The organism is Streptococcus sanguinis (assembly GCF_003943655.1).
GTDB classification, from domain to species: Bacteria; Bacillota; Bacilli; order Lactobacillales; family Streptococcaceae; genus Streptococcus; species Streptococcus sanguinis_F.
In genome coordinates, this window is record NZ_RJMM01000006.1 from 56,175 (window position 1) to 71,886 (window position 15,712).

A 15,712-nucleotide genomic window follows, 5' to 3' on the forward strand; every position below is an offset into this window, starting at 1 on the left:
TTCCTTCCTTTCTGGACACGACAAAATAATCAATTCACCTTAACCACCTGCAGCTGCTCACCGCCTAGCAAAATCAAATATTTTTCAATCTGCGAAATGCCATAAGAACGGCTGAGAGCTTGAGCATATAAGTCTAGCTGGCCACAGTAGCGAGCAATCAACTCAGACGAATCCTTGTATTTATCCGTCTTGTAGTCAAAGAGAATTATCCGGTCTTCAAATAGCAGGTAACCATCCAAAATCCCCCGCAAAACAAATTCCTGACCACTGATTTCGTCCCTCTTGAGCATGGCAAAAGGTGCTTCTCGACGAACTCTGTCACTGTTCTCAATCAAGAGTCGTCCCAAATCCGTCTCGAAGAAAGATGAAATCTTAGGCAGCTGAATCTGCTTTTTAACCGCTTCATCGGCCTGAACCTGAGCTAAAGCAGAACGAAGTACAGCCATGCTGGGACTGCTATCCAAAGGAATCCGCTGCATGAGTTCATGAACAGCACTGCCTACTTGCGCTCCAGTCACTTTGGCTTTCTTGCCAAAATCAGGCAAGTCAAAGTTAGGCTGAGGCCGAAAAGCTGCTCGCTCATCCATGATATCCAGGCCATCCGTATCCATGATCGGCTCATAAAACTTCTTAATCTGGCTTGGAGTTCGCACACTAGGCAGCTCAATGGCAGAGCGATACTGGCTATTCAGTCGATCCACACTTTCTAAAATATCCAGAGCCCGACGGATATCGTCCGACTGCCGATTATCCGCCAAATCATCCGCTGGAAAGAGCACAGGTTCATTAATTCGCCCTATCTCTTCGGAAGTTAGCTCCTCATCAGTGACAAAACGGGTCTCGTAGGCGAGATTCTCATCGGAAAAAACAGCCTGAATGGCATAGAGCCAGTCTTGGAAATTACTGAGCTGGCTGCGCAGACTGACAGACAAACGCCCTTGTTGGCTCTTGCCCCACTGACGCTTATCCAAGGCTTCTTGACTGCCCTTGCCGACCAGATAGAGCTTGGTTTCAGCCCGCGTCATGGCCACATAAAGCAAACGCATCTGCTCAGACAGACTGGCCAACTGCAGCTCCGCTAGATTCTGCTGATAAGGCAGCGTATCCATGGAAATGCGCAGCTGATTCGGCGCATAGGGGTCTTCCACAGACACCGATACATCCGCTACATACTTGATACCAACTCCATTGGTCCGGCTAAGGATAATAGCAGAGCTGCTATCCTGACGGTTGAAGGCCTTGTCCATATTGAGCAGGAAGACATACTTGAACTCCAGCCCCTTACTCTTATGAATGGTCATGAGACGAACAGCGTCCTTAGGTGCCGCCACTGGCACACTGGCTAGATCATGCTGATTTTCCAAGATACGGTCAATCATCCCGATAAAGCGAGACAGGCCTTTAAAGCTAGACTTTTCATACTCATTGGCCCGCAAAGAGAGGGCATAGAGATTGGCCTGTCTCTGGGCACCATTGGCCAGAATCCCCACCATGTCATAGTAGAAACGATCCTGATAGATCTTCCAAATCAAATCATACAGGGGATGCGTCTTGGAATAGGTCCGCCAGCTTTGTAGGGTCTCATGGAAATGCTGTAGCTTTTTCTGCAGTTTCTGGGTGACTAAAGCAGGGTTCAAACCTCTTCCTTCAAGGGCATTGAGCAATTTTTCATAAAGATTTTCTTGAGAACGTTCTTGACTGGCCTGCAAGGACAGCCGAGCTAGCTCGTCCTCACCAAAGTCAAACATGGGAGACTTGAGAAGGGCGGTCAGGGCATAGTCATTCAGCGGATTATTGATGGTCCGCAGGGTGTCCAGCATAACCAATACCTCTACTGACTGCAGATAGTTTGCGGCGCCATCATCTGGTACCAACGGAATCTGGTGCTGCTCAAAGGCAGCTAAAATCAAATCATTGCGGGTTCTGGATGCCGTCAGCAGCGTGATATCTTTAAAAGCCACTCCTTCCTCATTGTGCAGGCGGATGATTTCCTTGATGACTAGATCCACTTCTCCAGCTGATACTGCCTGTGGCAAGCCTTCATCAGCCTCCTCTTCCGGACTCTCCTTGGAGCCTTCATAGATTAAGAAGGAAGCGCGATTAGCTGGATTAGGCTCGCGTTTGGCAGGATTTCCAGCCACCAGATAGTGGGTTTCATTGTAGTCAATTTCCCCAACTTCTTCATCCATCAGGCGTTTGAAAACATCATTGGTCGCTTCCAGTACCTCAAGATAACTACGGAAATTTTCCTTGAGGACGATCAGCTTGCCCTGACTGCTATCCTCTTGATAAGCCTTAAACTTATCACTGAAAATCTGCGGATCCGCTTGACGGAAGCGGTAGATAGACTGCTTGATATCGCCCACCATAAAGCGATTTTGCCCTCTGGAAAGCAAGTCCAGCATGCGCTCCTGTGTATGGTTGGTATCCTGATACTCATCCACCATGACCTCATGGTAGCGTTCCTGATAAAAGCGACGCACCTCTGGAAAAATCTCTAAAATCTCAATAGCAAAATGGCTGATGTCACCAAATTCAAAGGCATTTTCTGCTTTCTTTCGCTCCAGGTAAGCCTGTGCAAAGTCCGCCACAAAATCCCGCAGAAGCTCAACCAGAGGCAGACATTCATCCTGATGCTGCTCAATAAAGTCCAGCTGATAAAGCTGCTGGTCAAAGCTTCGTAGCCGCTCAATCATAGGCTTCCTTGCTTCATTGTAGTCCTTGGCCATTTCTTTTTTGAGCTCATCTGCATTCTTGCCAACCCGAGCTGTAAAGGCTTGGCCATTGGACAGTTGGGAAAGGGCCACGATCTGTTTGAGAATCTGAGCTGTTTCTTCTATCGAGGACAGTTCATTCAGCCCTGCTAAGGCGGTCAGAGCGTCTTGGACATTCTCCTGATACTTGGCGCCCACAAACTCTCTTCCTTCATGCTCCAGATGGGCAGAAAAGAAAGTTTCCAGCTCCCAAAGGGATGATTTGATTTGACCAAATATCCTCTCTCTCTCTGCCGCAAAATCACTGTGCTCATAGCCATAGAGGAAGGTTTCTTCCAGCCAGCGCTGAGGGCTGCTGGTTGACTGAAGAAAACTGTAAATCCGATAAACTTGCTCCCGGAAGCCTGATAAATCCTTGCGCTTACCAGTAAAATTCTTAACCAAACAGCTAAACAAAGCCTGACGCTCGCTGTCATAGTAACGGTCAAACACTTGGCTGAAAACTTCATTTTGCAGAATCAGCTGCTCACTGGCAGACTGGAGAATCCGAAAATTCGGTGCCAAACCAAGCAGGTAACCATAGCGACTCAGTACTTTCTGGGTAAAGGCGTCCATAGTGCCGATGTCAGCATTGGGCAGATCAGCTAATTGCTGGGCTAGATGTTGCTTAAGTTCAGGACTCTCGGCCTCTTTCAAGGCCTGCCCCAGCTCCTTCTCCAACCTCTCTTTTAGCTCGCCTGCTGCCTTGACGGTAAATGTTGAGATAAAGAGCTGGCTGACAGCAACACCTCTAAGAATCTGGTCTATAATCCGCTGGACCATGACAAAAGTCTTACCCGAGCCGGCCGAAGCGGAAACCAGAATATTCTGGCCAGAGGAGTAGATGGCCTCAATCTGCTCTGCCGTCTTTTTCTGTGGCTTGTCCGAAGCAGCTTCTTGGGCTTGCTTAAGAGCAATCTCTTCTGCAGTTAAAAAAGGAATTCTCTTCATTTTTCCAGCTCCTCCCTCATCTTTTCTAGCCAGGCCTGGCGCAACTTCTCACCAGTTGGCCGCCTATCAAACTTGCTTGTATCCAACTTTTCTAGCTGCCGAGCCTGTCCCAAATGGAGATTGGCTTCAAAGCCTGTAATGGCCTTAAACTGCTCCACATAAGGTGCAATGCTGCGCCCATTCTCTGTATAAGGATTGACTGCAAAATTGCCTGATAGAATGCCTTCTGCAGCTTTTTTATAAAGGTAAGCATTGTAAGTCAGGAGCAAGTCCAACTCCTCGTGGCTCAGCAAGTTGGTCTTATTTTTTTCATAGAGCGGACCAAGCTCCTTGACAGCATCAGCCACAAAAAGTCCCTTGTACTGCAATGGCTTCATAGACTGATTGACTGCATCCGCCAAGGTCTTGGTATCTTTAAGCGCCACAATCGGATCGGTCATCTGCAAATACATGGCACCAAATGTTCCCTTATCCTCTTGATAGTCTGCTAACTCTTCAATCGCTGCCAGATAGGTCGGCAGCTGAGAATTCAGTCCATTAAAGAACTTTTCAAAGCTGAACTTAATATCGCCAGACTTATAGTCCACCACTCCCAGACTCTCGGTCTTGGTCAAACGGTCAATTCGGTCCACCTTACCTCTCACGGTCACTGCTCTGCCATTTTCCAAGATTAGGAAAGGCTTAGAAGCAGAACCAAAGCCTGTCTCCTCACCAATGGTCTCGATCCCGCTTGGATGAGCCAGCACCCGGCCGGTCGCCCGCGCTGTATCTAGCAAGAGCTGGCGCGCAAAACGGGTCTGTCCTGACTCACTGTAGATACTCTCAAACTCGGCCTCTCGGCTGATCTCTTCCATAGCCTGCGCTAAACGCCGGTCAAAATCAGCTGACGAATCATCCTGCAGGACCTTTTCAAAGATCCGATGGAGGAAAATCCCATGACTGCGAGCATCTGGATGAATGGTCCACTCTTCCTGCAGGCGCAGAACATACTTGAGAAAATAAGCATACTGATGCCGGAAATATTCGTTTAGAGCAGACGCTGAAAGTCGGAGGGGTTGTTCTTTTGGATAAAGGGCTTGCAGAGTTTCCGGCTGCAGAGACTCCGTTTTCAGTTCCTTGCTGATTTGCGGAATGCTGATGCCTTCTGCTGCCAATTTCTTGCGGAGAACCCGCACAGCCACTGCCCAAAAAGTCTGCTCCTCTGCTGTCCACTCTCGGTCAATCTCCTCTTGGTGGAGCTCGATGATCTGAGATAAGAGAGCTCGGTAGCTGCCAATATCATCACTGGAAGCTTGAGGCTTTTTGACAATGATGGGCAAGGAAAGTGGAGCTGCAGTCAATTCCAGTAGATAGGTAGACATGCTGTCCTCTACTTCATTGACCAAGGCTGGCGCAGACAAGACCAGCTCTTTGGTAGCAGAATTCATCAGCGACAGAGCCGTATAGCGATTCTTCTTGAGATTTTCTGAGCTAACAATCTGGAGTTCCGCCTGAGAATCCGTTGCGTCATTGAGCCGAGCCCTATCTTCATCACTGAGCAAACTCTTGTTTTGCGCGATTTTCGGGAAACGCTCCTGGGTCAATCCAATCGCATAGACATAAGGAGCAGCTAAAGGCTCTATCAGGTCATAAGACTGGACCTTGACCACATCTACTGTCGCCGGCACCGTCCGATAGTTGGACAAAAGCATACCTGACAGGATCAAGGCTAGAAAATCGTCTAGTTTGACCTTACTATCTGCAAAGACCTGAGCAAACTGCTCTAAGACATGGCTGAAAGCCTTCCAGACTTCCTCATGACGCTCCTGCTCCTGCTGACTTTCTCCCTGCAGCAGAGCCTTCAAATTGTCAGACAAACAGGCTGCTTGGACGAACTCCGTAAACTTAGCTAAGAGCCCAGACGCCGTCTGACTACGGGATTTGAAAAAGTCTTGCAGTGGAGTCATAACCCGAAGACGAATATGATTGAGACGGTCTAGGTCAAATTTCCCTTGGCTATTGGCCGTGAAATCCTTGGCTAGCTTGGCTGCTCCCTTGATATCCGCAAAGCGCAGATATTGCTCAAAATGATCCAGCTCCTCCTGAGTAAAATCTCCGTATAACCCTGTCTTTAAGAGATTGAGCAGGTCTTCCAGTTGGAAGTTATAGCGCTTGAGCCGCTCCAAGGACTCGACAAACTGGACCAGCGGATGCTGTGCCATCGACTCGCTCCGCCCTAGATAGTAGGGAATCTGATACTGGTCAAAAATAGTCTTGAGCTGAAGCTGGTAGGCTTCCACATCTCCCAAAAGCAGACGAATATCCTTGTAGCGCACACCATCATGAACCCGCTGTCGGATGGACTTAGCCACATACTCCAACTCTTCTTTCTGGTTCATAGTAGCCCAAATCTGAAGCTGCGAGCGGTCTGTCTCACTAAGACTAACCGTTGATTCTGAAAAGTCATAACGACTCTCCAAGACCTTAGAAATTCGTCCAAAGGCATCTTCTGCTTCCGCATGAGGGATATAGTCAGGCTTGACCTGATAGTCCTCGGCCAGCTTTCTCAAAAAATCCACACTAGCTTGATAGAGATTGCCCTCACGAAAGGCTGCTCGATAGGATTTTTGACTGGCATAGGTCCCAATAACAATCTCCACACCTTTTCGATGCAGGAGACTGACCAGATATTCCTCTTCGGCAGAGAAACGAGTAAAGCCATCGATGACCAAGGCCAAATCTGCCAATTGCTCGTCTGTGTCGCCAGCCAGAATATGCTGGGTAAAAGCAGCAATCTGAGAAGACGAATCAAAATCACCCTTATTGAGAGCAGCAGTCGACGCTGTAAAAATCTTGACCAGATCCTCCCGCTTCTCAGGCTCCTCAAGAAATTCCAAATCCGCAAAGGACATCTGGGCGGTCTGCAGTTCATGATGAAGATCCATCAGTTGCTGGATAAACTGGGGATCCTTCTTAATCCGACCATAGACCTTAAGCTCTCCATCATCTAACTCTGTCAAGGTCCGATAAATCAGCATTCCTAGACCAATATCGTCCAAACTCTGCCCTTGCCGAACATCATTTAGCACAAAATACCGAGCCATCTGGGCAAAGCGCGTTACCGTAATAGCAAAGGAAGCCTGAGTTTCCAGACACTCCAAAACCGCCCGCTCCTTCTCAAAAGAAAGCGAATTAGGCGCAATATAAAAGACTCGCTTACCAGCCGCCACCAAGCTCTCAGCTTCCGCCACCAACACCTTGGTCAAAGAATGGCGAATATCTGTATAAAGTAATTTCATAGCCTGCCTTTTCCTCTAGAAAATATAGGAACATTATACCATTTTTACCGATAATTCTCATGGAGAATAGTCCCAAAGCCCAATTAGAACCCATCATCCAAAGATAGCGTTAGTGAATAGTTCGTTATGTCCATAAACAAATGAAAAAAGCCACTGCTTCCAGTGACTTCCTAAGTCTCTTACTTCTTTCAAAGCAAGGGCTCATTTAATCTTATGCTTATTCATCTTTTCTTCAAAAATGCTTGTCATAATCACGCGCAATTCTTCTCTTTCCTTGTCAGGAAGTTCGCCTTGCTGCTTGGCTACAGCGTACAACTCAGGATATTGCTTAGCAACTCGCTCAACCGTCTTGGTCGTTGCATGCCCTCTCACGAAGAAAGGAATTCTCTTAATCCACTCTTTAGGCACAAGTGCCAGAATCTTTTTGGCAGCTTCCTTATCGGAAATTTCTGCAGTGCTGAGCCCTTGATTAATCTGCTCCTGTTCCTTTTCTGTAAAATCTTTTAATTCCATACGCTAAATCTCCCAGTTCTATTTTCTTAATGCTAACTGAAGCACACTATTTACCCTCTACCCACTTATCATTGTCCATGATAAAGGGTTTGGCCAGTCCTTCCCCTGTGTAGTCCTTATATTTTGTCTGCAAGTATTTGTAGACATCTTCCTTGGTCGCAAACTTGATTGCCTGGTATGGCTCTTCAAAGGTCAGCTTTTCGATAAATAAATATCCGTCTTTATCTGGAACCAAGACACCGACATGGCCTACAAAGAGAGAGTCGCCATCAAGATTGTCGTGGACAATGACTGAAAGCATCCTTGCTTTTTCACTAAACTTGAACTGCTTGAAGTATTCCTCCATCTTCTTAGCATGGACTTTTACATCTTGAGTCGCTTCAGTCTTGACTCTAGAAAATAAGATATTAAATTCTTCCTTATCCTTGGCATCAAAGAGCTTGCCCTTGTCAATCGAATCATTATCTATGAACAAGAGTTCATCATCTTTTTCAATTTGAGGAATTTCGATGCTATTTTTCAACAAAGTGTAAGTATTAATCCGACAATTTGTCCCGATAAAATCGCCCTTCTTTGCCTGCCACAGAGGATTGATTTTTTCGACATCATATTCGGTTTTGGTAAATTTAGTGAAATCGCCCGTTAATCCAGTAGAGCCGACTAGTCCATTGTAGTCATTGACTAGATTGACAAAGTTATCGACACTGTCTTTATCCAAGTCGGCAGCCAACAAATNCTTGACTTCTNCGACACTCTTTTTACTGTTTAGATTTGAATTTTTCGATGTAGTTTGACTTGTTTCTTTATTTTTCTGCGAACTAGCGCATGCTGCAAGACCAAAAGTCAAAGCCAGGCAGGCGCAAGACATAATTATTTTGCTGTATTTTTTCATATTTTATTCTTCTCCACTACTCGTATTCAATTAACTATTTTAATTTACAATTTTTCTGATGAGCCTTCAATTTTTTTATGGCCCAGTCATAATGGCTGGAAGTAGCACTTACAAAATAGGAACCCAGTACACTTCCTCCGACCCATTTATAGACATTTTTTGAAAATAATTCTTCATTTGTAAATGTGTCTGCCAACTCCAAAACATCTTGATGGGACTGATGAAAGTTCTCAGTTGCCTCTTTTAGAGAAGTATTTTGATGCTTCTGCCAAAATTCCAGATTCAACTCTCCATAAGTCTTCCAGTTATAGGGAGCAGGAAGAAAAGGCTGCTCTTGCCCCTTTTGATTGGAATGCACCCAATTCAACAAGAGCTGATGCCACTCATAGAGGTGAATCAAAACATCTCTTAGATTTTTATCTCGTCTCCAATGGGCCTCTTTCTTCTTTTCATCCCGAGAAAAATCAAAGGGCGTATTTAGCTCTTGATCAGACAATTTGGAAATGAGAGTGTGTAGCTTCTCATAGTTTTCCTTAGCAGCTAACAGCAGATCTTCTTTAGTTTTCGGTCTAGGCATAAGATTGCACTCCTTTGCATAGTTAAAGCTTAATCGTTATCATTACGAAACGAATGTTCAGAAACCCATTTTGAGTAGCTTTTTAAATTTTGCTCAGACAGTGATGCAACCTCTATTCTTACACACATTTCAACCGCTTCTTCAAGCGTAACAGCAAAATGATAACCGTTTAATCGTAAAAATTTTACTAAAACATAAAAAGCCGTTTGTTTATTAGCACTAGCAAAAACATGTTTTTTTATCAATTGAACAAATAAAAATGTTGCCTTATCAAAAATCGATGGATAAAGAGGTTTCCCAAAAACAAATTGTTCAGGTAAGTTCACAATCATATTTAGTGCTGATGGACTAATCGTCTTGATTTGTTCTTTCGGAGAATAGCGCTGAATAACTAAAGTATTAATCTTTGCAATTTGCTTTTCTGTTAAATAGACTGTCATTTTTCAACCAAAGCTTTAAAAATATCATCGTATTCATCAAAAATATTATTTAAATCCAATTCAAAAGATTCGTCAGAAATATAAGTAACCAGATTTTCAGCCTTTTCTGGAGTAAAGACAATTTCGCCACTCGGTAACAATTTAGCATCGTAATGCACGCCACTCGGAATATTAAATTCACTTGGAATCGTTATTGTTATAGAATTCCCTTGTTTTCTAGTTTTTACTGCCATCTTGCTTCCTCCTTAGGGATATTATAACAGATAATTACAGTAATTACAAAAATAGAATAATCTTCCGACTTCCCTTATCTTATTTAGAATACATCATGGGATTAAGATATTAGTTAAACATAACTCAAATGCAAGACTCATCACAATAAACTACAAACCCCTTNGGTAAGATGAGCACTTGCTGGTCATCAGTTTGGCAATGACTCACCAAATCAGCTGAATCTCTGTCTAAAAGATAATTCTCATTCGACTGATTAAAAATGGCTCTGATTGCTTGATTGTCAAGTTGCCATTCTAAAGCCAGCACATCGGGCTTGATTTCTTCTAAGCTAAATTTCCCATACTGAATAGTGTCCGCAGTTCCCTTGCGAAGCTGAATCAAGTTCTTCATAAAATTGAGCATATCATTGCTACTTGAAACCCGGTCCCAAGGCATGACCCGTCTACAATCCGGGTCCATAGCTCCACCCAATTCTAGCTCGGTCCCATAATAGATACAAGGCGTCCCTCTTTGTAAAAAGAGAAAGGCGAGTGCGGATTTGACAAGCTGGATATCGCCCTTGGCAGTCGCCAAAATGCGCTCCGTATCATGCGAATCCAAGAGATTAAACATAACCTCAGAAATCTGCTGCTTGTAGTACATGGACTGGCAGTTAATCTCAGCTATAAATTGACTTGTCTTCTTGCGCCTGCTCAAAAAGTAGTCCTTGATACTATCCGATAGAGGATAGTTCATGACCGCGTGAAACTCATCTCCATTTAACCAAGGCTGAGAGGTATGCCAAACCTCTCCAAGAATATAAAGGTCAGGCTTTTTGGCCAAAACAGCCTTCCGAAAATCTCGCCAGAATTGATGATCAACCTCATTAGCCACATCCAGTCGCCAAGCATCAATATCAAAATGTTCAATCCAATAGGTCGCAACGCTTAAGAGATAGTCTTTCACCTCAGGATTTGCCGTGTTTAACTTAGGCATATAACTGGCAAAAGCAAAGGTATGATAAGGGAGTTCTTTGGGATTCATAAGCTTGTCATTCGTCACTGGGAACTTTTGAATGTGGAACCAGTCTTTGTAAGCTGACTTTTCACCATGCTTGAGAACATCCTGCCATTGAGCAGATTGATCGCCCATATGATTGAAAACCGCATCCAGCATCACCTTCATGCCACGCTGATGAGCTTGCTCCACCAGTTGACGGAAAGTCTCCTTGTCCCCAAAGTGTCGATCAATTTCAAAGTAATCAGTCGTATTGTACTTGTGATTGCTTGGCGATTCAAAGATGGGACAGAGATAAAGCCCTGTAATCCCTAGGTCTTGTAAATAATCCAGATGGTCGATGATCCCTTGTAAATCCCCACCAAAGAAATCCGTAGTCTTAGGACTGATAGCAGCATCCCAAGCAAGTTCTCCTCCAGGAGAAAGGTCAGGATTGCCATTGGCAAATCGTTCTGGGAAGATTTGATACCAGACCGTTTTTGAAACCCAATCAGGAACCTGGCAACCATCAATTTCATGAATATAAGGAAGTTTAAATCTGTTGCCCTCTGAAGCAAGATTTTCTGGACTATTGTCAACGAAACCTTTATCTCCATACAAGATGCTTTGGCCTTCTTTATCTCTCAGCTCAAAGAGATATTGGAGCCGAGCAAAATCAACCGACACTGCTACTTGCCAATAATCAAATAAGTCATCAGAAGTCACTTTGACCATCTCTTTCGTATCTTCATAAGCATCCTCAAGAAAAACAAAGGGATCGCCATAGTGCAAAAGGATTTTCTCTATATCCTCTTTCTTAGTCCTAATTCTGATATGCACTTGACCTTCTTTATAAAGATAGGCATACTCCGACTCCGGTCTGTGATAAATTGCTGTTAATTCCATACTTTTCATCTCCTAGATTTCTCTGTTTAAACTCATCGCAACTTTATGCAAACGATTCCATAGACTAGACCTAGTATACTATTTTAAAAAAAGGATTGCAAGCTATGGGCTAGTTTATGAGCAAGAGCTTATCTGAGCAAGTTAAAAAGCCTTGGAGACAAGGCTTTTAGTTATTCAAGTTTTTAAAAAGATTCCTTACTTTTCTAAATCAAGTCATCTAGCCCACTTTTACTGATAGTGACCATTTACGCCCTATAATGAAAATCCTTTATTAGCTAGATAACATTAAAATCTTTCTAGCTATACATCATTAGCAAAAGAATTCCTGTTGCATTGCCAAGAATATGAGAAAGTGTAGAAATCAAACAATTCCCAGACTTTTTATAAATCATTGCATAAATAATACTNTCAACAAAAATCATGAAAATATCGTAGCTTACAAGTCCAACGCTTCCACTAGAAATATGGGCTATCGCAAACAATAAAGAAGATAGAATGGCACAAAGCCAAAATGGTAGAATTCTCATTGACTTACCAAGAAAGAAACCTCTCCATGCAATTTCTTCCCCCAAGGCTGCGATTATTATTTGAATCATAAGGAGTGGTATTTTATCAAAGGATAACATACCATTCGCTCTTCCCAAAACATGAATAGCAAAAGCACCCTTAAATACCATATCGCCAATAAGCAATGTTGCTGCAGCAGATCCTACAGGAAGCAAGACCAAAAGAATTACTCCTTGTTTTTTAAGATCATCGAAAAATGATTTAAAGCACAAGCCCGATTCTATATGTGATTTTTTATCAAAATGTTCAAGAACAAAGAAAAAGAAAATACCAATCAGTACAGTGAGACCTGATAAAGAAAGTTCAGGTATTATCTTTGTCAAAGACAACACTGCCATTAGAAATAAACCAATGATTGTAGTATAAAAATACTTTCTATCAATTTTAGCAGAATCAGTCAAAACAATATTCCTCCTTGATTTAGTAAGATGTCATCAATATTTTTTTATCGAACAATATAAATTCCAATCTCCTAATCGGAATCAATATTATTGTATATTATAAACGGAAAAAAAGCTAATCTTCTTATTTTCCAACCCACAAAAAAGAGTGGCCTCTGCCACTCCTTTCTGAAATCTATGTCCCACCTATCTCACCAGTTTTACAACCTTATCATAGCGCTTCAAGTCCTCTTCGCTATAGTGATGAATCACTTCCACAAGTGCTTGTGGGAGAGAGAAGAGAAGCTGACTGATTTTCTCTTGATTCTTAAGGTCTAGATTGGCCTTGACCTCATCAGCCAGGATAAAGTGGCGATTGTGATAGAGAGCTCGAGCAATTTCTAGCCGCTGCTTCTCACCGCCTGACAGGGTTTGATTGTTGGATATTTTGCCTTGAAGAGCTTTCAAGCCAGTTTGCTGCAGAATCTCCTCCATCCTTACAGAATCCAATTCCTGTCCCAAAGCGATATTTTCCTCTAGGCTCAAGCCATCAAAGACATGACTGGACTGGAGAATGTAGGCTCCTGCCTGATACAGTTCATCCGAGCTCAGCTCTTGTCCATGGTAGCGAATCTGACCTTGATTAGGCTTGATTTCACCATAAATGAGGTTAAGTAAGGTTGTTTTCCCAGACCCACTTTCTCCGATAATAGCAATCTTTTCCCCTTCCTCAATAGTAAGGTCGCAAGGAGCTAGGATTTCTTGACCATTACGCTCTACGCTGACTTGCTCTAGCTGGATAGGAAAGACGGAACTTACAAGAACAGAAGGCATTGTCAACTCCTCTCCCAGCAATTTTTGATACTTATCACAGAGAGACTTGGCTGATTTTCTAGTATTGATAAAGTAAGATAGCTCTTGAAATTGGTAGCCGATATTATGCGATACTAGGTAAATCCCAACAAAGCTGGCTGCTGAAAGGTAGTTATAATAGGTCATGAAACCACCAATGACAATCGGCGCAACCGAACAAAAAGCATCAATCCCATTAATAAAGAGACTGTTTATCGTCCGTTGCTTTTCATAGGCGATTTCTTGCTCTAAAGTCTTGTGTAAATCTTTGGAAAACAGTTTGTAAAACATGCTTTGTCCCAGATAATGACGTATGGAACGAGCACCCGCAATCATATTAGTCACTTGAGAAACATAGCTTTGGTTAGCCATGGACTTCTGCTCAGAAATCGCATCCAAGCGTTTGGAACCTATGCTACTACAAAGGACAGGTATCGAATAAAAAATGATAAAGAGCAAACCCAGATAAAAATTAGTCCAGAGAGCATAACAGATGGAGACGGTTGTAAATCCCAAAGAAGAAATGATAATGACAGTCGGCTCAATATAGTTATCTTCTAGCTGTTTCACATCATTTTCCAGGTCGGACAAAACCTCTTCATCCGCTATCCGACAGCTATATAAGAAAGTCTGAAAGATGGCCTGCTTAATCCCCGACTTGAAGTCCGTCAGCACTCGTGCATAGTAATAGCGTTTCCCAGCCAAACCCAGCAAGAGAATCAAATTCCCCACAATTCCCCAAATCAAGACCTGCCACAGCAAATGCAACTGGTGATTGGTAAAACTAGAGACAATATACTGAATCAAAGCTGGTGTAATGACAGCCTCCAGCCAAGTAATCATAATCGCCACAAAATAGAAGAATAAATACTTTTTAGTTACATAAGATCTAAGCATAGCGTACATACCTCCTGGAGTTATTTACCAACTTAGATGGTCGTTTTTTCTAGACGGGGATAAAATAGGAGCCTGAATATTTGAATGAAAGCATTAAACGTAGGGCTGCTACTTTATAATCTTTCGAAAAAGACTTAAATAACTAGTTCTAAACATATCAATTTACTTTTATTTTTTATTCAAAAATATATCCAACACATCTGCATAGCTAACAAAGGGAGCAGGAAATACTAGTCCAGAATAAAATAACATTATGGTATTAAATAAATTCAATAGGACGGATACTCGTTTAAAGCGTTCTGTTAACTTAATTGCCATGGTATATAAGACAAAAAATACAGCATAATTAAGTATTGATATCAAAACCAAATCCACTAAATGGAATGAGGGCATAAAAAATTTTCCATTAAAAAACAGATGCGATAGAATGATTGAAATCAAAAAAATGAGTGTCGACCAAATAAAATAAGTTGTTGATCTAGCAATATAAATCATCATTGGTGTCCGTCTAGTTGTTTTGATATTTGTATATTGATTAGTGCGAATTTCAAATTCCAACTCCTCATTAGCAAGCAATATCACATTAGTTATAGAATAATAAATAAAAAAATAGAGTAGATTTATCGGTTTATCACTATTGAAAATAATAATGATTCCTGTAATAAAAATCATGGAATAAATCACTTCGCAAATACTATCAAACGTGTATCGAACTCTATAATTGAAATATCTTCTTAATTCACTAAACATGGAAAAGGCTCCCTCTTTTTTTAGCAATGTTCAATAAAGTGAAAAATAGGAAAGTTCCAGCTGACCAATATACTGCACAATAGACTATAATAAAAAAGATACTCTGGTAGGACGGAGAAATAATAAAATTTCTCAAGGCATAGTAAGGGAAAAGCTTTCCTATAAAGCCAAATAAACCACCTAGCGGTGTTAGTATGCCAGTAAAATACAGCATGAAATAAGAAATTAACGATGTAATGCTAGAAGTACGATTAAAAATGAAGCAGAGACTTGATAGGAAAAAACCCAAACCATATATGCTAATAACAGTTAGCATACATGCAGCCAGGTTTCCAACTAACTTTAAAATACTATCCGGAAAATCAATATCATTAAGCGTGGATAAAACGATAAATATAGGTATGGCTTTAACTAGATCCACCAATATCTGAACAATAATTTTAAACATTAAGACATGAAAAACACTCTTACTGCTCTGGATTACACTTATCAAAGTTCTATCATAAAGGTCATCCTCAATAAAAAAAGTTGGGTGCGTAATACTATGACTCGTAAAATACCAAGTAAATAATAAACATAACAATAAAAATTTACTTTGCGTATCTTTAAAGTATTGAAGATAAGCTGAAACCATTATCAAAATTCCAAAATTTGAAAAAAATAAATTGAATTTAAACTGCATCATCTCTTGCAGCTGTCTCTTTAACTCCCTTCTTATTTCTTTAATCATCATTGATAACCTCATAC

Annotated in this window: 12 protein-coding genes; all 12 read right to left on the minus strand. The window is 42.0% G+C overall.

Annotation, left to right across the window (positions count from 1 at the left end; translation table 11 throughout):
- Positions 1-29: 29 nt before the first annotated feature.
- Positions 30-3,704 (minus strand): helicase-exonuclease AddAB subunit AddA, encoded by a 3,675-nt coding sequence (gene addA, locus D8886_RS04465; RefSeq protein ID WP_125434349.1) that lies wholly within the window; start codon positions 3,702-3,704, stop codon positions 30-32.
- Positions 3,701-6,982, minus strand: coding sequence for an ATP-dependent nuclease subunit B (gene rexB / locus D8886_RS04470; RefSeq protein ID WP_125434350.1), 3,282 nt, complete (start codon positions 6,980-6,982; stop codon positions 3,701-3,703). The genes addA and rexB overlap by 4 nt, the downstream gene beginning before the upstream one ends.
- A gap of 201 nt (positions 6,983-7,183) precedes the next feature.
- Positions 7,184-7,495, minus strand: a complete 312-nt coding sequence (locus D8886_RS04475) for a hypothetical protein (RefSeq protein ID WP_002912776.1) — start codon at positions 7,493-7,495, stop codon at positions 7,184-7,186.
- A gap of 46 nt (positions 7,496-7,541) precedes the next feature.
- Positions 7,542-8,387, minus strand: coding sequence for a DUF4300 family protein (locus D8886_RS04480; RefSeq protein ID WP_125434351.1), 846 nt, complete (start codon positions 8,385-8,387; stop codon positions 7,542-7,544).
- A 34-nt stretch (positions 8,388-8,421) separates the two neighbouring features.
- Entirely contained in the window at positions 8,422-8,964 is a 543-nt protein-coding gene (locus tag D8886_RS04485; RefSeq protein ID WP_125434352.1) for a ClbS/DfsB family four-helix bundle protein, read from the minus strand.
- A 29-nt stretch (positions 8,965-8,993) separates the two neighbouring features.
- Entirely contained in the window at positions 8,994-9,404 is a 411-nt protein-coding gene (locus D8886_RS04490; RefSeq protein WP_125434353.1) for a type II toxin-antitoxin system death-on-curing family toxin, read from the minus strand.
- Positions 9,401-9,637, minus strand: a complete 237-nt coding sequence (locus D8886_RS04495; RefSeq protein ID WP_125434354.1) for an AbrB/MazE/SpoVT family DNA-binding domain-containing protein — start codon at positions 9,635-9,637, stop codon at positions 9,401-9,403. The genes D8886_RS04490 and D8886_RS04495 overlap by 4 nt, the downstream gene beginning before the upstream one ends.
- A 124-nt stretch (positions 9,638-9,761) precedes the next feature.
- The gene (locus tag D8886_RS04500; RefSeq protein ID WP_185761248.1) at positions 9,762-11,519 is read right to left on the minus strand and encodes a glycoside hydrolase family 13 protein; all 1,758 of its coding nucleotides are present in this window, start codon (positions 11,517-11,519) and stop codon (positions 9,762-9,764) included.
- A gap of 296 nt (positions 11,520-11,815) precedes the next feature.
- The gene (locus tag D8886_RS04505) at positions 11,816-12,424 is read right to left on the minus strand and encodes a CPBP family intramembrane glutamic endopeptidase (RefSeq protein ID WP_446677710.1); all 609 of its coding nucleotides are present in this window, start codon (positions 12,422-12,424) and stop codon (positions 11,816-11,818) included.
- Positions 12,425-12,673: 249 nt separating this feature from the next.
- Positions 12,674-14,215, minus strand: coding sequence for a streptosactin export ABC transporter GggC (gggC, locus tag D8886_RS04510; RefSeq protein ID WP_125434357.1), 1,542 nt, complete (start codon positions 14,213-14,215; stop codon positions 12,674-12,676).
- A gap of 168 nt (positions 14,216-14,383) precedes the next feature.
- Positions 14,384-14,965, minus strand: coding sequence for an ABC transporter permease (locus D8886_RS11800; protein WP_125434358.1), 582 nt, complete (start codon positions 14,963-14,965; stop codon positions 14,384-14,386).
- A complete protein-coding gene (locus tag D8886_RS04520; protein WP_002909393.1) occupies positions 14,958-15,698 on the minus strand; it encodes an ABC transporter permease in 741 nt (246 codons plus the stop codon). The genes D8886_RS11800 and D8886_RS04520 overlap by 8 nt, the downstream gene beginning before the upstream one ends.
- Between the last annotated feature and the right edge of the window lie 14 nt (positions 15,699-15,712).

Excerpts from the sequence above, each read along its gene's own strand:
- addA (WP_125434349.1), bottom strand. The coding sequence starts at position 3,704 with ATGAAGAGAATTCCTTTTTTAACTGCAGAAGAGATTGCTCTTAAGCAA.
- rexB (WP_125434350.1), bottom strand. The coding sequence starts at position 6,982 with ATGAAATTACTTTATACAGATATTCGCCATTCTTTGACCAAGGTGTTG.
- D8886_RS04475 (WP_002912776.1), bottom strand. The coding sequence starts at position 7,495 with ATGGAATTAAAAGATTTTACAGAAAAGGAACAGGAGCAGATTAATCAA.
- D8886_RS04485 (WP_125434352.1), bottom strand. The coding sequence starts at position 8,964 with ATGCCTAGACCGAAAACTAAAGAAGATCTGCTGTTAGCTGCTAAGGAA.
- D8886_RS04490 (WP_125434353.1), bottom strand. The coding sequence starts at position 9,404 with ATGACAGTCTATTTAACAGAAAAGCAAATTGCAAAGATTAATACTTTA.
- D8886_RS04495 (WP_125434354.1), bottom strand. The coding sequence starts at position 9,637 with ATGGCAGTAAAAACTAGAAAACAAGGGAATTCTATAACAATAACGATT.
- gggC (WP_125434357.1), bottom strand. The coding sequence starts at position 14,215 with ATGCTTAGATCTTATGTAACTAAAAAGTATTTATTCTTCTATTTTGTG.
- D8886_RS11800 (WP_125434358.1), bottom strand. The coding sequence starts at position 14,965 with ATGTTTAGTGAATTAAGAAGATATTTCAATTATAGAGTTCGATACACG.
- D8886_RS04520 (WP_002909393.1), bottom strand. The coding sequence starts at position 15,698 with ATGATGATTAAAGAAATAAGAAGGGAGTTAAAGAGACAGCTGCAAGAG.